General features: G+C 34.3%; 18 protein-coding genes, 1 tRNA gene, 1 other RNA gene and 4 pseudogenes. 10 read left to right on the forward strand and 14 right to left on the reverse strand.

Annotated elements, in window-relative coordinates; translation table 11 throughout:
• Positions 1-130 precede the first annotated feature (130 nt).
• The 13 genes from NL281_RS04780 to NL281_RS04840 form a co-directional block, all read right to left on the reverse strand.
• Entirely contained in the window at positions 131-2,254 is a 2,124-nt protein-coding gene (locus tag NL281_RS04780) for an FtsK/SpoIIIE family DNA translocase (RefSeq protein WP_253303022.1), read from the reverse strand.
• Positions 2,255-2,530 (reverse strand): YggT family protein, encoded by a 276-nt coding sequence (locus NL281_RS04785; RefSeq protein ID WP_253303023.1) that lies wholly within the window; start codon positions 2,528-2,530, stop codon positions 2,255-2,257.
• 171 nt (positions 2,531-2,701) lie between these two features.
• The gene (locus NL281_RS04790) at positions 2,702-2,977 is read right to left on the reverse strand and encodes a type II toxin-antitoxin system RelE family toxin (RefSeq protein WP_015588829.1); all 276 of its coding nucleotides are present in this window, start codon (positions 2,975-2,977) and stop codon (positions 2,702-2,704) included.
• Entirely contained in the window at positions 2,968-3,189 is a 222-nt protein-coding gene (locus NL281_RS04795) for a hypothetical protein (RefSeq protein WP_006279415.1), read from the reverse strand. Before NL281_RS04795 ends, NL281_RS04790 begins: the two co-directional genes overlap by 10 nt.
• 83 nt (positions 3,190-3,272) lie before the next feature.
• Positions 3,273-3,584 (reverse strand): type II toxin-antitoxin system RelE family toxin, encoded by a 312-nt coding sequence (locus tag NL281_RS04800; protein ID WP_253303024.1) that lies wholly within the window; start codon positions 3,582-3,584, stop codon positions 3,273-3,275.
• On the reverse strand, positions 3,565-3,798 hold the full coding sequence (locus tag NL281_RS04805; protein WP_370273913.1) for a hypothetical protein: 234 nt from the start codon (positions 3,796-3,798) through the stop codon (positions 3,565-3,567). The genes NL281_RS04800 and NL281_RS04805 overlap by 20 nt, the downstream gene beginning before the upstream one ends.
• Before the next feature lie 86 nt (positions 3,799-3,884).
• Complete coding sequence (locus tag NL281_RS04810) at positions 3,885-4,190, reverse strand: type II toxin-antitoxin system RelE family toxin (protein WP_310732675.1); 306 nt, start codon at positions 4,188-4,190, stop codon at positions 3,885-3,887.
• A complete protein-coding gene (locus NL281_RS04815; protein ID WP_006279413.1) occupies positions 4,159-4,377 on the reverse strand; it encodes a hypothetical protein in 219 nt (72 codons plus the stop codon). Before NL281_RS04815 ends, NL281_RS04810 begins: the two co-directional genes overlap by 32 nt.
• Positions 4,378-4,577: 200 nt before the next feature.
• A complete protein-coding gene (locus NL281_RS04820; RefSeq protein WP_006279412.1) occupies positions 4,578-5,015 on the reverse strand; it encodes a ClpXP protease specificity-enhancing factor SspB in 438 nt (145 codons plus the stop codon).
• A 23-nt stretch (positions 5,016-5,038) separates the two neighbouring features.
• Positions 5,039-5,375: a transfer-messenger RNA gene (gene ssrA, locus NL281_RS04825) on the reverse strand.
• Between the two features lie 124 nt (positions 5,376-5,499).
• Positions 5,500-6,090, reverse strand: a complete 591-nt coding sequence (locus tag NL281_RS04830; RefSeq protein ID WP_182318983.1) for a CvpA family protein — start codon at positions 6,088-6,090, stop codon at positions 5,500-5,502.
• 57 nt (positions 6,091-6,147) lie between these two features.
• Entirely contained in the window at positions 6,148-6,888 is a 741-nt protein-coding gene (locus NL281_RS04835; RefSeq protein ID WP_253303025.1) for a riboflavin synthase, read from the reverse strand.
• 67 nt (positions 6,889-6,955) lie between these two features.
• The gene (locus tag NL281_RS04840) at positions 6,956-8,683 is read right to left on the reverse strand and encodes a hypothetical protein (protein WP_253303026.1); all 1,728 of its coding nucleotides are present in this window, start codon (positions 8,681-8,683) and stop codon (positions 6,956-6,958) included.
• Positions 8,684-8,829: 146 nt separating this feature from the next.
• Between NL281_RS04840 and pheS the strand changes: the two genes are divergently transcribed.
• The 10 genes and pseudogenes from pheS (at position 8,830) to NL281_RS04890 (ending at position 18,739) form a co-directional block, all read left to right on the forward strand.
• A complete protein-coding gene (gene pheS, locus NL281_RS04845; RefSeq protein WP_253303027.1) occupies positions 8,830-9,873 on the forward strand; it encodes a phenylalanine--tRNA ligase subunit alpha in 1,044 nt (347 codons plus the stop codon).
• Complete coding sequence (gene glmU / locus NL281_RS04850) at positions 9,874-11,166, forward strand: bifunctional UDP-N-acetylglucosamine diphosphorylase/glucosamine-1-phosphate N-acetyltransferase GlmU (RefSeq protein ID WP_253303028.1); 1,293 nt, start codon at positions 9,874-9,876, stop codon at positions 11,164-11,166.
• 1,296 nt (positions 11,167-12,462) lie between these two features.
• Positions 12,463-12,765: a 50S ribosomal protein L21 gene (rplU, locus tag NL281_RS04855; RefSeq protein WP_006279565.1), complete on the forward strand. Its 303-nt coding sequence runs from the start codon at positions 12,463-12,465 to the stop codon at positions 12,763-12,765.
• A 10-nt stretch (positions 12,766-12,775) separates the two neighbouring features.
• The gene (gene rpmA / locus NL281_RS04860; protein WP_006279564.1) at positions 12,776-13,045 is read left to right on the forward strand and encodes a 50S ribosomal protein L27; all 270 of its coding nucleotides are present in this window, start codon (positions 12,776-12,778) and stop codon (positions 13,043-13,045) included.
• Positions 13,046-13,054: 9 nt separating this feature from the next.
• Positions 13,055-13,131, forward strand: a tRNA-Ile gene (locus tag NL281_RS04865).
• A 57-nt stretch (positions 13,132-13,188) separates the two neighbouring features.
• A pseudogene (locus NL281_RS04870) lies at positions 13,189-13,512 on the forward strand (S-adenosylmethionine synthetase N-terminal domain-containing protein); the annotation flags it as partial.
• Positions 13,513-13,740: 228 nt separating this feature from the next.
• Positions 13,741-14,586: pseudogene (metK, locus tag NL281_RS04875) on the forward strand (methionine adenosyltransferase); the annotation flags it as partial.
• Between the two features lie 126 nt (positions 14,587-14,712).
• The gene (locus NL281_RS04880; protein ID WP_038249063.1) at positions 14,713-15,396 is read left to right on the forward strand and encodes a TenA family protein; all 684 of its coding nucleotides are present in this window, start codon (positions 14,713-14,715) and stop codon (positions 15,394-15,396) included.
• 916 nt (positions 15,397-16,312) lie between these two features.
• Positions 16,313-17,410: pseudogene (gene ltrA, locus NL281_RS09245) on the forward strand (group II intron reverse transcriptase/maturase).
• A 106-nt stretch (positions 17,411-17,516) separates the two neighbouring features.
• Positions 17,517-18,739: pseudogene (locus NL281_RS04890) on the forward strand (IS4 family transposase).
• A 69-nt stretch (positions 18,740-18,808) separates the two neighbouring features.
• Here NL281_RS04890 and NL281_RS04895 read toward each other — a convergent pair.
• Complete coding sequence (locus NL281_RS04895) at positions 18,809-20,236, reverse strand: peptide MFS transporter (protein WP_370273915.1); 1,428 nt, start codon at positions 20,234-20,236, stop codon at positions 18,809-18,811.
• Positions 20,237-20,405 lie beyond the last annotated feature (169 nt).

Raw genomic sequence — 20,405 nt, forward strand, 5'->3', positions numbered from 1 at the left:
ATTATAATTTTACATTCCCAATGTTTAAATTATTATTAAATTAACTGTCATTATGTATTGACCTTTTAATAATTTTGTTTGACTTGCTTTTTGAAAGTGCGAAAACTTAAATTAAGGTATTACAAGATTGTTATTCAACCAATATCTCTCTTTTCCCTGAGTAATTTGGAGCGCTGACAATACCTTCCTTTTCCATTCTTTCAACGATGTTTGCTGCTCTGTTATAGCCTATTCTAAGCTGCCTTTGAATGTAACTGGTTGAAACTTTTTGATCTCTTTGAATGATGGCCACTGCTTGGTTATAGAGGTCATTTTCTTCATCCTCCGTTTCATCGTGTGACTCTGTAGAAGAATTTTCATCTTCTTTAGTGATTTCCTCCATGTAGTTTGGCTCACCTTGCATTTTCAGATGATCAACTATATCTTGCACCTCATTATCACTTACAAATGGGCCGTGAACTCGAATGATCTTACCACCAGAGGCCATATAGAGCATGTCACCCATGCCGAGCAATTGTTCAGCCCCTTGTTCGCCAAGTATTGTACGGCTATCTATCTTAGAAGTAACAGCAAAACTGATTCTCGTTGGAAAGTTCGCCTTTATCACACCTGTGATCACATCCACAGATGGGCGTTGTGTTGCCATTATGATGTGTATTCCTGCAGCACGAGCCATCTGAGCTAAGCGTTGAATAGAGCACTCTATTTCTTTGCCGGCAACAAGCATCAAATCTGCCATTTCATCCACGATCACTACAATATATGGAAATGTTTCCATCTTGATTGGTATTTTTTCAAACAGAGGTTTGCCTGTTGTTGAGTTAAAGCCAATCTGCACAACGCGCTCCAATTCTATTCCACTATTCATCGCTTCTGTGATTTTTTGATTATAGTTTATAACATTGCGTACATTCAAATACGACATCATGCGATAGCGGTTTTCCATTTCTTTCACTATCCACTTAAGAGCGACTACAGCCTTTTTTGGCTCTGTTACTACTGGCGTTATTAGATGTGGTATTGCATCATATATTGAAAGCTCAAGCATTTTGGGGTCGATCATTATCATCTTGCATTCGTCAGGACTTAATCGATAAACGAGTGAAAGAATCATAGTGTTAATCGCAACTGATTTACCAGACCCTGTGGTTCCAGCAACGAGCAAGTGAGGCATTTTAGTTAGATCTGCAATAACTGGTTTTCCACTTATTTCTTTGCCAAGCGCAATTGGAAGATTTAAGTTTGCATTTTGGTATTCTGGTGATTCAAGCAAATCACGCAGCATTACAATTTCCCGTTCCTTGTTCGGCAACTCTATTCCCATAGCATTTTGCCCACGAATTATTGAAATACGTGCAGAGAGTGCACTCATCGAACGTGCAATGTCATCTGCAAGGCCAATTACTCTTGCAGATTTCGTACCAGCTTGTGGTTCAAGTTTGTATAAAGTCACAACCGGCCCATAGCATACACTGATAATTTTTCCTTGCACGCCAAAATCACTCAGGACTTGTTCCAGCAGAGATAAATTTTTATTGCTCTCCATTTCATTCAGCTGTTTTCTCTGCAAAGACTCCTCTGCTTTGGAAAGTAAATGAATGCTTGGAAATTCGAACTCACTGGAAGGTTTAAAAATTTCTTCGGTAGCTTTTTTCTGTCTTTCTTTTGGTTGTTGTTTAGTAGTGATTTTAGTTTTATGTTTTTCTTCTACTACTAATGGTGCAACTGAATATTCAGCAGTTTTATGTGATCTGAAGAATGGAACATTTACAAATAAGCAAGCTATTTTTTTACATAAGAAGAATAGAGAGTAAATTGTTCTCTTCCAACCAACAGATCCTACAAGACCTATTAATGTTACTATCACAAATACATAAAACAGGCAGTTATTAACGAGTGCATTCCCTATTATTCCACTGTGTCTGTACCTTGCTGTGATGCCTAGCGAAAGTTGTGGTAATATAGCACATACCCCTAAATTGATTAATATTAAATAGAGAATTTTCAGCAGTATTTTTGCTGGCCTGAAGATCAACAAGTAAACTATGGTTGTAGCTATTGTAACACTAGTTAATCCAAGAAATTGAACCAATATATCAGCTAAATATGAACCTACTATTCCACCTAAATTTGTCACTTCCTCATTTGTAGCCGTGTTTAAGGAAGGATCTTTATAGTTATAGCTAAAAACTGATATATATATATATATTAAAAGGGATAGATATATTGCTGATTTTAGATATTTTTTTAACATCTACCTAAAGTAGTAAGCTACTGTATATTTTACAAAGTGAATTGTTATTAGCAATATCATTATAGATAAATCTAATCCGTTGAACGGTGGTATATATCTTCTAATAATCTTTAGTGGTGGATATGTCAATTGCAAGATGTGCATTATGCTACTGACAGTTTCATTATATATGTTCACCATATTAAGTTTAACCAGCCAGTTTAGGACAACCCAACATATTAGAATGAAGCTATAAAGATCAATTAACGTATTGAGTAGATATATGATTGGATGCATACATATCTATTACACGAAAGTTATATAAAAGACAAGTATTTAGCCTTTTCAAACTCAAAATGTTGTTTTTGCTGAACCAAAAAAAACTTCATTTTTTGAGCTGCGCAAAGCCACCTAAAGTAGAGAATGGACAAGGAAGGAGGGGTGTATAATATATATTAATGTTGATATTTATTTCTTATAAATATCATCTCTATGTCCTATCTCTGTGATAGTTACTATATGATCTAATTGATTTACTCTGTAAATTACACGATAGTCACCAACTCTTAGCCTTCTACATCCTTTTAAGTTATGATGTAGTGGTTCACCAAAATTTATTGGGTCAACTGTAAGACGTTCTTTTATAGCCTTTTGAACTCTTAGCCTTATTGTCTTTGGAAGGTTTGGTAAATCTTTTTCAACAACACTCTTTAGAGACTTAACCTTGTAACGCTCTAATCCCACTTAATATCTTCAAAATCAACTGTTTCTGCACCTTCAACATCACGCTCATCAGAAATTTTAGATACTAAAAAATCCTCCATTTCAAGCTCAACTGCTTCTCTAAATAGTTTTCCTGCTAATTCTTGAACGGGCTGTTTAGTAAATTCAGATAATTCAGCAAGATGCTTTAAAGTTTCTTCGCTAAGAGCTATGTTAATGCCTGAATTTGCCATATGTTTTACCAAAGTCCACTAATAATTATACAACATTTTTTTTAATTTTTCAATAAAGAAAGGAGTGGTGTATAAAAATATATTTAATGTTTCAGTAGGTCCAATATTGCCTGCTTGTAAATATTGTCCCTGTGTCCTATTGAAACAATAATTACTATACGTTTTACAATATTTACACGGTAGACAATACGATAATCATCAGCAACTTTTATTCTTCTATGTTCCTTTAATCTCTTGCGTAGCAACACACCGTTACCAATAGGATCAGTCTCAAGATACTCTTTTATTGCATCTTTAATACTTGGCTTTACATCTTCCGGCAAGGAAGGCAAATTTCTTTTAAGAACATGCTTTAGATATTTAATGGTGTATTGCTTATTTCCAGATGTCTTCACTATCCTCTACTTCTTCTGCATCATCAGAATTTAACTCCCTAATAATTTTGGAAAATGCAATATCTTCCGCTTCAAGTTCGATTGCTTCCTTGACTAGCTTTTCTGTTAATTTTTGAACAGACTGCTTGGTGGCTCTAGCTAGTTCAACAAGATGCTGCGAAGTTTCTGGGTTGAAAGTTACACTAACTTTTGAATTTACCATAAGTTTTACCAAAGTCTACTACTATAGCTATTTTACAACATTTTTTTTAATTTTTCAATAAAGGAAGGAGGGCTGTATAAAAATATATTTAATGTTTATCAAGTAGCCTTCTCATAAATGGTGTCTCTATGTCCTGCTGTAGCAACAAATACCTTATGTTTTGCAATATTTACAGTATAAATAATTCGATAATCACTAACCCTTATTCTTCTATACCCTTTTAGCCTGCCACGTAATGGTTTACCAAATTTAATTGGATCAGTTGTAAGCCGCTCGTTTATCGCTTTTGTAATCCTTGATCTTATTGTTTTTGGAAGATTTAGAAAATCTCTTTCAGTAAAGTTTTTTGAGTAGACAATATCGTATTTCAGTTTATGTCCTCTCCCTTTCAGATAGTACTGTATTCCAGTCTACATCCTCACATTCCTTAATAGTTTTATATAACGCAATATCTTCTACTTCGCACTCGATTCCTTCGATGACTAACCTTTTTGCTAGTTCTTGAACGGATTCCTTGGTGATTTCAGCTAACTTAGTAAGGTTATGTGAAGTTTTTGGGTCAAAAGTTATACTAATTCCTGAATCTGTCATATGTTTTACCAAAGTCTACTAATAATTATACAACATTTTTCTGAATTTTTCAATAAAGGAAGTTGATGATATGTAAGAAAAATTTTGCCACCTGCGTTAATAAATAATTAAAGATTTAGCATATTTATCTACCCTCTATTCTATTACTTAAGTTAGACCACTTTTTTCTATTAATATTTTTTGTTTATAAAGATGAGCAGTTACTCATCACGCAGTTGATCTATGGATATAATACTACCGTTTGATAGTTTTTCAGTACATTTTTCACTTTTGTATTCTTTATCAGAGTCGATACTGATTTTGTCAAATATTAAAACATCTCCTGAAATTTTATCACGAAACTCACTAATAGCAAAAAACGGTATAGTAATTCGCTCTTGTTTTCCTTGAAAACTCAAACTGACGCTAAATTTATCCTCAGAAACTTTTAAATCATAGAATTGATGCTGTAATATAATAAGCATTTGAGTAGGGTATGACTTTTTCAAACGATCTGGCATGGTCACACCATTAAAATATGTGAAAAATAATATTTCTAAGTGAGGGATAAAACCATTACCTGATATAACATCTAAAGTCTTTTTGATAACTTGAAACTTAGCAGAATTAAGCAGTTTTTTGTAATCTGTTTGCTCCATATAACTTTCACATACGTAAATTTTGGGGGAACTTCTGTTACCCGGCGTTCCCTGAACCGTGCTTTAGTAATAAATTGGTTGTGCTAAATTAAGCAGCAACACAACATTCATTACTACCAGCAGCAAAGTTATCGTTTGCATTTAAATTATGAACTCTTAGCGGTGGTGTCTAACCGAGCAAAGCTACCATCTTTACTATGCATGTCGATCCTTATTCGTCCCCGTATAAATTAAAAAACATGGTGGAGACGCCGAGTACTGCCCTCGGGTCCAATACACCTATTACAAGGTAATTTTATTGCTATAGTACACAAAATGTACATAGCTATTATATAGCAACATTAAATAAATGTCAAGATATTATGACCTTAAGTTGATTTATTGCTAAAACAAAATTAATATTTCCAGTAAAAAATTCTGTGCTCTTAACCTGACACATATGGCTTTTTGAATACTCCCAATGAAAATATTTATAAATAAATATTTACTCTTCTTTTTTATTGTTTTTAGGTTTTTCTTGATCAACCATTTCTCCACCGATCTCTTTTATTTTTAGTATCAACGACTCTGGTACATACATGTCAATTACTTCTTCTGCTGTCACAAATAAAGCCTGATAAGAGTGTGAATTTATTATCCAATTAGGCAATATGTCTTCTGCTTCTATTTTATACTCTCCCTCTTTTTTGTCATATACTGTGTAGCAATATAAGTGCACAGCAAAAAATAATACATAAGAGAGCAATATTCCTTTAAGCACTCCGAGAAAGATTCCAGTAACTCTATCGATAAACCCCAACCTTATGGGTGATAATATGTACATTAGCCAGTTATTTATTATCATGAATATAAGATTAAGTATAATAAATACAGAGATTGTAGAAAGTATGTTTAGTGTAACTTTAGAATCAAAATATTTACTATAATTTGGAGTGAAAAAATCATAGTGATTAGCTGTCAGAAAGACCGATAAAAATAGAAACATTAGTGCGCATAGCTCTTTTATAAAGCCTCTAGTTACCGAGATTATTACGCATAGGACAACAATGAAGATAATTAGGCTATCGAAAAGCATGTTTTATATCTATATGGTTTTCAAGATATAATAGTTGTAAATAACAAGGTTGTAAAATTAATTGTATTTATGCTGCATCAATTGATCTAAATACCTAGCGATCATGTCAATTTCTAAATTCAAATAATCATTTACTTTGTTGTACTGAAAAGTTGTATTTTCCCATGTGTAGGGAATTATATTTACTGTAAATTCGGCAGACCCCTTTTGAAATTCGATTTCTGATGGCAATTTTGTTGTCAAAGCTTGACTGTGCTCCTCAAATACATTTAAGTATTCTGCGGTGCTCGCCTGTGCTTCTCCTAAAAATTTCTCACCACAAACAAATTTCGAAAGGGGTCTGGTGATAACTGAGTTCACTGTGAGGGAAACCCCATTTAGTGTAACGGAGCCTTTTTTTGCAACAAATTTAATTAATTCTTGTGAGCACGATAGCTTGATTTCATGAGAATCTAAATTTTGATTAATTGTTAAAATTTTTACTATCCCATCAACATGACCCTGAACCAGGTGGCCATCGATCTTATCACTTAATCTCATTGTTTGTTCTAGGTTTATTTTTTTCCCTATTTTCCACGTATTTAAGTTAGCAACCTTCATAGTTTCTTGAGACACTTGGACTGTAAATATATCGCTCATTATATCAACAACAGTTAAACACGCACCAGAGCAAGCTATTGAATCTCCTTTACTTATAGAGGATAAATTTTGTGTTTTGATATGGAAAATTTGATCAGAGTTGGGGTGAGTGGTAGTATCAGTTATAGTTCCAATATCCGTAATAATCCCTTTAAACATATGGTGAAAATAAATAATTTTACCATGAAAGATCTCTTAGGACAACTTGTTTACATTTTGGATAAGTTTAAATGCGAGAAGGAGATTTGTTCTGTTCAATAGATTCTATAGAATACTCAGAATATATAAAGTAAGCTAAACTCAAAACACATAATGCAGTTAATATTGGTAACCCTATGTTCAATGCTAGCCCAATACTTTCTCTTTTTTCTGGTGGCACTAATCCTTTTAACATTGACACTTTTCCTGATGGAAAATGCCATAAGCAAAGTGTTGATGCAGATGCTACTGTTATAAATAGACAAAAATAAGCCTTTTTTGAGGAAAATACAGTTTTTAACGGTGATTTGAGTGCAATGTTAGTAGGTGGTAGAGTTTTAGCTTCATTTGTTGCTGGTGAAGGATCTTTAATTGGTAAAGGGTTTGTAGATTTATGAGGAGTATTTTCATGTTGTGGAGAAGGTTGTTGTATATAAACACCTGAAACTAATTTAAGCAATTGCTCTTTTTTTCTATATACTTGTTTTTGTAAATATTCTTTACCTAAAAGTGAGTTACTAAGAGGTTGTGGCCTTTCGAGTATCTGTAATACTTCTGTTATTTCGCCTGGCTCTAAGATTTCATGTAATTGTTTGTCTTGAAAATAAATAATATTGAATATTGAGTTAAAAACATTGCGAAATGTTTCTGGATCTTGATCTTTGTATCCATTTATCACTTCAATAAATATTTCATCGAGTTTTTTTCCCCTGTGCTCAATTTGGTTATCTATCATAGCTACTCTAGCATCATTTCGTGCTTGTTTTATGGTAGGTTGTTTTTCTTCTTCTGGTAGTTCTTGAGCTTGCTTTTTCGATTTTTTTCTATTAGCTTTAAAATACTCTGTGTGCGAAGTAGTTTGACCTACATTCTGTTCTGCTTCTTGAGGTATTAGATTTCCTATACTACTTGGATCCATGTCTCTTTTTTTCTGGTCAAGCGCTGGAATGACACCAAATGGTATATTGTTGCTCTGTATAGAAAGTTTTGGTGTTCTTAAAAGGGATAACCTTATTACATCATTAAAAAAATTAGATAAGGGAAGGAAGATTCTATATTTTGGTATATTAGCTTTTATTGCAGCAGTAACCACTGGAGCTTTACAATTTACTTTGCTTGCTATGTTAAAGCCAAACGAGCCTGTAAATAGTACAATTTGTCTATTTTGTGCGTTTTTTTGCTCAGTTTCACTCTGTTCTTGTCTGTTTTTATTTTCTGCTTCTTTTACTTGTAGTGTAACTTGACTCCGTTCCTCATTTTCAGTTTTTTCTGCATGTTTTAGCTTTTCATTTAAAAATGACCCTATTTGGTGCAAATTATCTAAGTTAATGTCTTTAACATCTGTTTGTAGTGTTATTGTTACTCCTTGTAAGAGAATTTGAGATGGAGCATTATTTATGAATTCTTCTACAGTTTTGTAACTGTTAGTTTTACAGTGGTTATTATATAATTCACTGCTTTCTTTCGGCACTTTCATGTTGACTGTAAAATTTTTTTCCTGAGGAAGACAGATTTTGAAAAAATCAATTAAAGGGTTTATTCGAAATAATCTTATATTAAAGGTGTCTTTATCTGTTGCTGTTAGCTCAAATGAAAATTTTTGTATATTGCTTTCAATACTTCTCGAGCGAATAGCACTGATCTTAATTGTTTCGCTAGAAAATGCTTTACTTATGTTTTTGGATTTTTCCTTAAAGAGCTTAGGTAAATCCTCTATTTTATACTTATTCTTAGTTTCAGTGTTACTGTTGTGCATAGTTGATACAGTGAATTCATCAACGCAAAGGTAAATAAAAAAGATTAATCAGTCAATAAATTAATAATCAGAATAGGGCAATTTTTCGAATTGTTGATGATATTTAAAATTTCACTATAATGAAAGTTTAAGCCAGCGTTTTTAAGATGAATAAAGAGTTATTAGATGACATACTTTCACTTGAAGATAAAGCAGTTTCCGAAATTGAGAATGCTTCTTTTTTGCAAGATTTAGAAAAAGTTAGACTATTATATTTGGGAAAAAAGGGTGTAGTTAGAGCGTATTTTGATAACTTAAAAAAGATAGAAAATGCAGAGAAAAAGCGTAATTTAGGCGAAATTATCAACGTTTTACGTAATAAGCTAGATCAGCTTATAATGAATAAGGAAAATATACTAAAAGCCGAAGAAGTTAGCTTTAAATTGCAGAACGAGGCGGTTGATATCACGTTGCCCGTTAGACCAGAAAAAATGGGCAAGGTCCATCCACTCAGTAAGGTTCTAAATGAAGTAAAGCTTATTTTTGCACATATGGGTTTTAAGGCAGTTGATGGCCCTGACATTGAAGATGAATTTCATGTATTTGATGCACTGAATACTCCAAGTCATCATCCTGCACGAGAGGAGCAAGATACCTTCTACTTAAAGAATAAAATAGATGATAAAAGAATGGTACTGCGCACTCACACCTCATCTGTACAGATTAGAACCATGGAAAAAACAAAAAAATTCCCAATTAAAATAGTAGCCGCAGGTAGAGTATACAGAAACGACTTTGATGCAACTCACACCCCTATGTTCCATCAAATAGAGGGGTTATATGTCGATGAGAATGTCAATATGGGCCAGTTAAAATTTACTATTCATCACTTCCTTAATAAGTTCTTTGGCGATAAAGGGCTGAAGATACGTTTTCGTAATAGTTTTTTCCCTTTTACCGAGCCTTCTGCGGAAGTGGACATAAGTTATAAAGGTAGTAAATGGATAGAAGTGCTTGGATGTGGTATGGTGCATCCAAATGTATTTCAAAATGTTGGAATAGACCATACTAAATACAACGGTTTTGCGTTTGGCATTGGTATAGAAAGGCTTGCGATGCTAAAATATCAAATCAGCGACCTAAGAAGCTTTTACGATAACAAAATCAGTTGGCTTGATCATTATGGTTTTCATTTTTCATCTTTAAGATAAGTGATAAATAAAGCTCATACTTTTATCATACTTGCTGCCGGGCATGGCAGGCGGATGAATTCAGATTTGCCTAAGGTTCTGCACGAAATAGGCAATTTTTCCATGCTTCAGCATGTCATTTATAATGCAAAACAGTTAAATCCTGAAAATATTGCTGTTGTAGTTGATCAGCCTTTAATTGAAAGACTAAAGTGCTTTGAGGATATACAGTTAATTACACAAGAATCAACACTTGGCACGGGAGATGCGGTCAAAACTGCGATGAGAAACCTAAGAGAATTGCCAGATTCAAGCATAGTTGTTGTGCAGTATGGGGATACTCCGCTCATAAAAAGCAGCACAATAACTAAAATGATTAGTTATTTAGAAGGCAAGGCTCTAGTTTGCCTAGGTTTTAGGACAAGCAATAAAGAATACGGTAGGTTAATTATTGAGAATGGTTCCTTAAGAGAAATCGTAGAAGCAAAGAGTGATAAAAATAATCATGAAGAATTTCTTGCAAATGCTGGAATAATGGTTGCATGTGCAAAGAATTTACGTGAATTGGTGGAGAAAATAGAGTGCAATAGCTCAACTCATGAATATTACTTGACCGATATAGTTTCCATTGCAGTGAAGAGTAATTTAAATGTCGGTTACGTTATTACCGGTGGAGAAGAAGCAACGGGAATAAATAACAGAAATGACCTTATAAAAGCTGAGTTTTACTTTCAAGAAAATAAAAGAAAAATTTTTACCGACTCCGGAGTAACGCTTGTTGCACCAGAGACTGTTTTCTTTTCTCTTGATACGCAAATTGCCAGAGATTCAGTTATTTACCCATATGTTTTTTTCGGTACTGGAGTGAAAATAGAGTCTGGTGCGAAAATACTGCCATTTTCGCATTTAGAAAATTGCTTAATTAAAAGTAATGCTGAGGTCGGTCCATTTACCAGAATACGCGGAAACACAACAATTGGTAATAAGGCAAAAATAGGAAATTTTGTGGAAGTGAAAATAAGTGAAGTTGGTCAAAACACTAGAATAAAACACTTAAGTTATATAGGAAATGCTAAAGTAGGGCAGGAGAGTAATATAGGAGCAGGCACTATTGTTTGTAATTATGATGGGAAAAATAAACATGAAACGAATATAGGGAGCAATTGCTTTGTTGGCGCCAATAGCTCACTAATTGCGCCGCTTAATATTCATGATGAATCTGTAATTGCAGCAGGTAGTGTTATAGTTGAGGATGTACCAGAAAAAAGCCTTGCAATAGCAAGAGAAAAGCAAGTAACTAAGAGAATAAAGTAGTCTAATTTAATTATGTTGTTGTGTCATTTTTAATATTAGACTTCTTGCATAACCATATAACAAACTTTTATTGGGAATAGAAACAAAAAAACTTCCTTGACAAACTCCGCCAGCCCCCTTATCATAACAGTGAAGCTATTGTATTTGCTTTCGCCAATCTGCAGATTAAAAGGTAAGGATTACTTAATGTATCGGCGTCTTATGTTTAATTTTTTGCAGTATATAGATACTGTATGTCTTTACAAAACTTCATCTACATCTAGATTTTTATCTAAATAAGCTGAACGCGCTTATAAAGCGTTACAAGACATCAAAAAATGCCAATACTCGACAGAGATAGTAAAAGACTAGCTAACTCGGGGGTCCTTTGTCTTTTTTTCTGCTTAGTAAATTTCTTAAACATTTGCAGCGTAGGTTAGTTGCAATTAAAAGCAGCTGAATTTCGCTTGTCAAGCGTTTAAAACATAAAAAACGCCAATATTTTAAAGCGGACAATAACCACGGGGCTTCTTTTGCCTTTTTTTTCGCTTGGTAAATTTCTTAATATTTATAGCAACATGAATTGGGCAGGAAGGTGTCATTCCAGTGCTATCCCAGTGTCTGGGCACTGGGATGACAGAAGAAGGAGGCGCTGCCGTCTTGGATGAAAAGGCTGGATTCCAGTGGGCTTTGTTGCATCGCTAGCTATGATGGATTAAAGATAAAAAAGATGGAGAATATCAGTAGCTTATTATTCTGGTATTTATAACAAGAACGGTCAGTGAATACCTAAATTTGAGTAAAAGAAATTTCACTACCACTCACTAATCCGGCTAAAATTCAAGAATTTCAATGCTTTAGCTATTTTCAATAGAATTAAATTTATTAATGTAAATAATAAATTACTATTCTTAAATTTGATCAGATTGATTGCAAAAAAACAAGATTTTCAATAGGTTACTTATAAGGCTAACTATAGTTAGCCTTTCATAAGTAGCGATGCAACAAAGCCATTCCAGTGTCAGCTACTTTCATGACATCATCATAAGGTAAACCAGTGTCAGCTACTCGGATGACAGGAGAAGGGGCTACTTGCATGACGGTGTCGGTAAACTTAGAGCTATAATAACTATTTGCCTTTTTTCTGCTTAGGTTATGCAAGAAGTCTACTGTCTGAGAAAAGGTAGATAAAAGATGAAAACAGATAGAAGTATTTTAGTAGCTCAAAAAGAACGTTAAGTCATGCTTTTTATTTATATTGACAGCGTATATGACATCGTTTACGATTAAAGTTAATAACAATAATTTATATTTATCATGTTTGCAGTAATTGAGACTGGTGGAAAGCAATATTTAGTAAAAGAAGGTAGTATAATAAAGGTAGAGAAGTTAGAAGCTGAAGAAAAAAAAGAGGTGGAAATCAATAAGGTGATTTGTATTTCAAATAATGGCTTATCTTATTCATCTAATGCTACTGTTAAAGCTGAAGTGTTGGAGCAGTGCAGGGGGGAAAAAATTATAATCTTTAAGAAGAAAAGAAGAAAAAATTACCGTAGGAAAACTGGTCATAGGCAGTATATAACTGTTCTTCGTATAAATGAAATTAGTCTTCAAAAGTAAGAGGTAAGATATGGCAACTAAAAAATCAGGTGGTAGTTCCTGTAATGGTAGAGATTCAGCGGGTCGTAGGTTAGGAATAAAGAAGAATGGGAAGGTTATTCCTGGTAACATAATTGTGCGCCAAAGAGGCACAAAATTCCATCCTGGAAAGAATGTTGGTATAGGTAAAGATCATACGATTTTTGCTAAAATAGAAGGCTGGGTCAGCTTTAGAAGGTCAGCAAATAAAAAGACTTTTATTGATATCGTGCCTACAGATAATATGAAAGCTTCAGCTTGAATAAATCATGGGTCTGTAGCTCAGGTGGTTAGAGCGCACGCCTGATAAGCGTGAGGTCGGAGGTTCAACTCTTCCCAGACCCACCATTTAGTAGTTACTAACTGTGTTTTCTATAGCGGTTTTGATATTGTATAAGCAAAAACATGAGTTTATATAAAAATTTAGTAACCAGTGAATCAGTGGCGGCTGGTCATCCAGATAAAGTAGCAGATCAAATTTCAGATGCAATACTTGATGAGTACCTTTTTACTGATCCTTTTGCGCGAGCTGCAATAGAGACTTTAGTCACCAAAGATAACGTTATTATAGCTGGGGAAGTGTTTGGGCCTAACATCAAAAATAGCAGGATTGAAAGTATTGTACGGAATACAATAAAAGATATTGGTTACAAGCACGATGGGTTCCACTGGAGAAAAGTGAAAGTAAATATATTGCTGCATGAGCAATCAAATGACATTGCAATAGGGTTGGATCCTTACTATTACCCACAAATAAAAACATAGTATTGTATTTACTCAAATAATTTAATTTTATTAACCTGAAAGCTTATTAGATTAAAATTATTAAACTAAGAGTTATAATTTTAGCAACTAAAAGCTGTAAATTGCACCATATAAACAGTTATTTCAAGCAAAAGTTATGCCATTAAGAGCTATGCAACAAACATTTATATTTGTGGGTAATAGTAAGGGTTGGATCAAGGTGCTGGAGATCAGGGCATAATGTATGGCTATGCAACAACAGAGACAGAAAACCTTATGCCGGCACCCATTTTTTATGCACACTCGATTCTGAAAAATATCATGAGCGCAGTTAAAGAAGCAAAACTTGGTCCAGATGCAAAGTCACAAATCACTTTGGCATATGAGAATAACCTCCCGGTACGTGCTGAAAGTATTATTGTCTCAATACAGCACCCTGAGGATTTGGATCAATCAAAAGTAAAAGAAATAATTTACCCTTACATAGTTTCATCTTTACCTGAAGGATGGATGTGTCCTGAGGAAAATCTCTTAGTCAATCCAACTGGTAGATTTGTTATTGGTGGACCGGTTAGTGATTGTGGATTAACCGGACGAAAAATTATGGTTGATACTTATGGAGGTTATATTCCACACGGTGGAGGAGCGTTTTCCGGAAAAGATGCAACCAAAGTTGATAGATCTGCGGCTTATATGGCAAGATATCTTGCTAAAAATATTGTCTTTGCAGGTTTGGCTGAACGTTGTCTTGTGCAGCTTTCTTATGCAATTGGTGTATCAAAACCTACTTCATTCTATATTGATACATTTGGTGCGAATAAGGTAGAGGAAAGAGTAATTAAAAAGTTTATCGAGAATAATATAGATTTATCAACAAAAGGCATAATCAAGCATTTATCGCTTAATCATCCTATATATAAACGTACAGCCTGTTATGGACATTTTGGTAAACAGTCGGAAAGGGACGGTGGATTTTCTTGGGAAAGCATGAACTTGTCTGCTGATCTTTGTAGAGAATTCAATATAGAAGGTAATAGTAAAATTTCTTTAGATTGCTAAAATTTTTGATTTACAGCCCCATATTTATATACTAGCTTATTGTTAAAGCATAGCACGCTTTTTCATAATAATTATACCACATTAGTAATAATTTTTATATTCAATTTTTATTGTGAGGCTTATAAAGTGTATAACGAAATAGAAGGAGAACTGTACAACGTAATTGTAAAAGAGTTTTCTGATCTTATTGATAAAATAAAAGAACACCCTTTTAATGTTGAATTGATAAATAATACATTAGATTATGAAAAATTCAAATTCTACCTTCAGCAGGATTTTCTGTATTGTATAGATTGCGCTCGTGCTTTTTTAATTGTTGCAGCTAGAGTTGATGATATTGAAATGATGAGTAGTTTAATCAATTTGGCACAAGGAGCATTTTATGTTCGAGAACAGTATAAAAAATATTTTGAAGATTGTGATCTATCTGATGATCACAAAAAGTCAAGAGCTTGTTCTGCCTTTACTGACTTTTTCATGAGTGCCGCATATCACAATTCTGTTAATGAAGCTTTAGTAGCATCTTATTCTTGCTTTAACATATACCAAATCGTTATACGCCATATGGTAAATGAGATAACAACTAAAGGGGTTAAAAATAACAAATACAAAGAGTGGATCAACATTTATAGTAGCGAAACAGTAAATGCTGTAATTGATGAGGTTACTGATATTACAAATAAGCTATATAAAAAAGCTAGTGACTGTGAAAAAAAGAGGATGTATGAGTTTTTTAAGAAAGGGCTGGAATTAGAAATAATGTTTTGGGATGAGGCATATTACTCTAATATATCTAGCAAAGAATATTAGCAGCGGATTATTTACGTTAACTTGATCTTTTATCGGTAACTACAGTGTTCAGTCAATGGCGTCAACTTAAGGAAAAATATCAGCGATAGTGTATAAAATTTCTCTCTAAATTTTTTATCATTAAATTATCCAAAGAGTGCAATAAACAGCACTTTTGTTTCTATTTTATTTCAACAAAGAAGTTTAAAATGTGTCCTTTTTAGGTGAAACATGCGTGCGCCAAGCAAAGTGCGTAAAGTCCAGTTGGTGAAAATCCAACCCAGGCAAAGCCTAGCCAGCAGGCTGGAACAAACCACTATGCTGCGTAAGGTAACGAGCGTAGTAAAGCTAGTGGAATGGACAACACAGGGTACAACGAAAGTGAAGGTATTGAGTCCCGAAATTCTCGATGTCATAGAGGTCGACACGTTGCATATAGTGGAAGACAGCAAGAAGGGTAACAATAGGGCAAGTTATCACTCACTCTATCGGGATCTGAGGCCGTATCACGTGTTGAGATGGAGTTTACGTAAACTTGGGAGATCCTTTGTATTCCTATTAAGGTACGTTGGAACAAGTCAACAAAGGCGAGTACTGACGGAAGATATAAAGGAAGTCGGACTGATTGATAGTACTCAGAGTGTGGGAAAGCCACATACAAGGGGAAGCGGTCAGCAATATAGTGACTGGTTTAGGAATTGCTATGCCAATACAACGGAGGTTGGAATAACGTGCAAAGAAAACTAAATCAGATAGCAGTAAGAGCCAGGCAAGATAAACGATTGAAATTTAATCGTTAATTCATCTGATAAACGCAGAGAATCTTGCTGAATGTTATAAAGAGCTAAAGCATAACAAAGCATGCGGTATAGACCAGGTGACAGTAGAAGCTTATGGAGAAAATCTTGAAGAGAAGCTCAACACTCTGGTGGATAGTATGAAAAGAAAGCGATATCAACCGCAACCAGTGAAAAGAGTATATATACCAAAAGCTGGAAGCAAAGAGAAACGCGGGCTTGGAGTACCGTCTACAGAAGATAAGTTAGTCCAGATAATGCTGAAGAAGATATTAGAAAATATTTATGAAGCTAACTTTCTGGATAACTCATATGGTTTTCGTCCTGGTAGAAGCTGTCATCAAGCGGTAAATGCACTAAATAAAGCAGTTATGTACAGACCAACTAACTATGTAGTAGAAGTTGATATCAAGAAATTCTTTGATAATGTCCAGCACAAATGGCTAATGAGATGCTTGAGAGAACGGATAACAGACCCAAACATACTGTGGTTAGTAAAACGATTTCTTAAGGCAGGAGTAGTCGAAGCAGGACATTATGAAGCAACTGAACTAGGCACACCTCAGGGGGGAATAGTAAGTCCTATACTAGCTAATATATAGTTGCATTATGTGCTGGATTTGTGGTTTGAAAAGAAATTCAAGCTAAGATCTAAAGGTTATATGGAGCTAGTTAGGTATGCAGACGATCACCTGATTTGCTGCGAAAGAGAAAAAGATGCTAGAGAACTCTTAGAGTCACTGAAACAAAGGCTAGGAAAATTTGGACTGGAAATATCTGAAGACAAAACAAGAATAGTAAAGTTTGGCAAAAAGGAGTGGCAACAAGGAATAAGGGAGAAACGAAAAACGGAAAGTTTCAACTTTCTAGGATTCACCCATTATGGTACAAGGAGTCGTAAAGGTAGAGTAATGGTAGGTCATAAAACCTCGAAAGAAAATCTATCTAGAAAACTTAAAGAAATCAAAGAATGGGTGAAAAAGATTCGAAATAAAGTTCACCTTAAAGATTGGTGGTCAATACTTAAAGCAAAACTAACAGGACACTATAACTACTTCGGAGTTAGCGGAAATTACCGGTGGTTGAATAAATTCTTCTGGCGGGTAATCAAGCTAGCGTATAAATGGATAAACCGACGTAGTCAGAAGAAGAGTATGAATTCAAAGCAATTTATACACTATCTACAAGTTAATCCATTACCAAAACCAAGAATATGCTACTCATTATATACAAAATAGGAAATGCTGTGAATACTACATTGTGGAGCCGTGTGCGGGAAAGCTGCAAGCACGGTTCTGGTGGGGGAGTCATAGCGATAAAACTTAATCAGGAGGATTTAAAACTATGACTTCTACCAAACAAAAAGGAAAAAATTTTATTCTACAAATTAAAAATATAATATACTCGAAAGCTTTTCAGAGAATCCATTGTGTTGAGTTTTACACGAACAAGAAAACTTCCTTTTTCGGCAGTATTTTCTATGATTTTAAAGTTAGTTAAAAAAAGTTTGGGAATAGAATGTGAACTTATGGAGCCATTGACATGTACCCTCAAAGCAAGCTTTTTCTAAAGCAAGATATAAGATTTGCCATACAGGCTTTCAAGAATTTAAGCATCCAAACAGCCTATCAGGATGAACCTGAGTTGGAGAGGCTATAGGCTTATTGCAGCAGATGGTTCTGGTATGAGATTACCGAGCTCTGAAGAAATTGTATCCGAGTTTGGCCGCTTTAAACCAAATGGAACAACAGGCACAATGCCACCATTGGCAATTTGTTTGTTGATTTATGTACTTCGCTGATTTGCAGTGCTCGCCTTGCGGCTTGGAATGTGGGTGAGCAAACGTTAGCAGAAGAACAATTACCTGAAGTCGTTACTCAAATGCGTTCATTAAATCAAGATAGATTATTATTTATCTACGACCGTCTTCATTAAAATTCATTCAGCAGCATTATGAATTGAAAGTAGACTTTATTTTTCGCTTGCAAAAAAGAAATTATAGCAAGCTATGGGAACGAATTTCATCTGGTGAATTAGATTTTGATTTTGTGCTAGAAAATAAAACGAAAAGCCAAAAAGTAAGAGTAATAGTGCTGACATTAGCCAACGGAGAAACAGAGGTATTGGTTACTTCACTTTTTGATCGAGAAAAATTTACTTTGGAAGATATCAGCAAAGCTTATGTATTAAGGTGGCATATAGAGGAGTGCTATAAACGACTCAAAATAGGTGCAGAGTTAGAGAATTTTTCTGGCGTAAATTTAGAGGCTGTATTACAAGAATTTTGGGCAAACTTAGTCATGTGTAATATATTGTCGCTTCATATGTGTGATGCACAAGGGCCTTGGAATCCAGATCAAATTGCTGAGTATCGTTTAAATTTTTCGGTTTTATTTGGTGTAATGAGGCAGAAACTCTATCAGGTACTTATTGCGCCAAAAAACTTTCAAGCCCTTTTTGATAGAGCAAGTATACGCGCTAAAGTTAAAATCCGACCGGGACGATTGTATAGCTGCGATAAGGTAGATAAGCCCAAACGCCATCATGTCTTTAGGAGAGTTTGCTAATGAAAGTTCTTAAGTTGACGCCATTGCCTGAACGGGTACCTTAAACCTACAAATTTGAGCTTACCTATATCAATTTTTTGTACAAGATGAGTTAGTAACAACTTTATGTATAAAATTGAAGAAGAATAAAAATACAATAACGAGCATTAAATTAAATATTCCCACCTTTAAAAAACCCTCTTTATATATTTCTAAAGATTCTAAATAATTTATTTTACCATTTACTGAAGGAACTGACATAAATTTTGATATTGCAACTCCGGCTAGGTTAGAAAACGCTAATGATAGCATTACTATACCCATCACTACTCCTCTAAGGTTTTTGGGGGCTAGTGTAGTTGCTTGTTCTTGGACTAATGGAGCAATACATAATTCTCCCAGTCCCATAAAGGAGATAGCAATTATTAAATATAAGTATTCTACTTTACCTTCAATGTTAGAGTTTAAACATCCTATGTACAGTGTGAAAAAACACATAGCCATTGTCAGAAGGCCAAGGGTAAACATGGAAGTTGCATATTTTTGCTTAAACTTCATGTATGTTCCAAAAAGAAAGCCAAATATTATAATTGACAAAGGATTTATGGCTTGAGAAACTGAAGCTGGAATTGTTATACCTAATACATTGTTAATAACGTTTCTTTCGGTGAATAAGTTAACCAAAGAGCCAAGCTGCATTTCTAAAGCAAAAAAACACAAGAAAAATACCACAAGAATAGATAATGCCACTAATTTTCGTCTTTGTTCTGCTGATAATTTAGATATTATATAAATAAATATGCCCAGAGCTGTTATTCCAACAAATATGAGCATATTAGTAAAAAATTCACTATGTATAAGCATTTTAGCAATTATTGATGATGACAGAAAGCTTCCTATCAATACTATACCAAAAATTTTAATCCCTAATATGCGCTTATTCATAAGCTCTGGATAAGGAGAAAGGCCGCTATCTCCTAAAAGATTCTGAAATTTGAGAAAAAAGATTAGCCCTATAGACATCCCAATACCAGCTAAACCAAAGCCGTAGTGCCAACCAAACAAGTGGGCTACATAACCACATGAAATAGAAGCCAATATTGCTCCAATATTCACACCTACGTAAAATAAAGTAAAGCCTCTGCTACGTTCAGGATCGTCTTTGCCATAGCATGAACTAAGTAAGTTAGTTACGTTCCCTTTAAACATACCAGTACCTATGGCTATTAGAGATAAACCTAAATATAATAAACCTGGTTCAAACTTAACCAATGACATGCAAGCATGACCTGCTATCATCACTATCCCTCCAAGCAACACCATGTTGCGGAATCCCATCAACTTATCAGCTAAAAAACCTCCAAGTATTGGTATAGCATAACCTGTTGCAGCAAATAATGAGTAAATAGTAAAGGCCCTCTCATCAGTGAAACCTAAGTGAGAAGTCAAAAATAGGACCAAAAGTGCCCTCATTCCATAGTAAGAGAAACGTTCCCACATTTCAACAAAGCACAACATTTTTAAAAATTATGGAAACTTATCTGTCTTCTGATCCATAAAATACCCCTAAAGCTTGGGTTAATGTTAAGTAAAACAATAAAAACTGCAAGTAAAACTTAAAAAAAGGTATTAGAAGCTCGGCAGAATAGTTTGCTGGGATGTGAGCTACGGAAATATTTTTGAATTT

It is taken from the genome of Wolbachia endosymbiont of Phyllotreta cruciferae (genome assembly GCF_918697765.1).
In the GTDB taxonomy this organism is placed as follows: Bacteria; Pseudomonadota; Alphaproteobacteria; order Rickettsiales; family Anaplasmataceae; genus Wolbachia; species Wolbachia pipientis.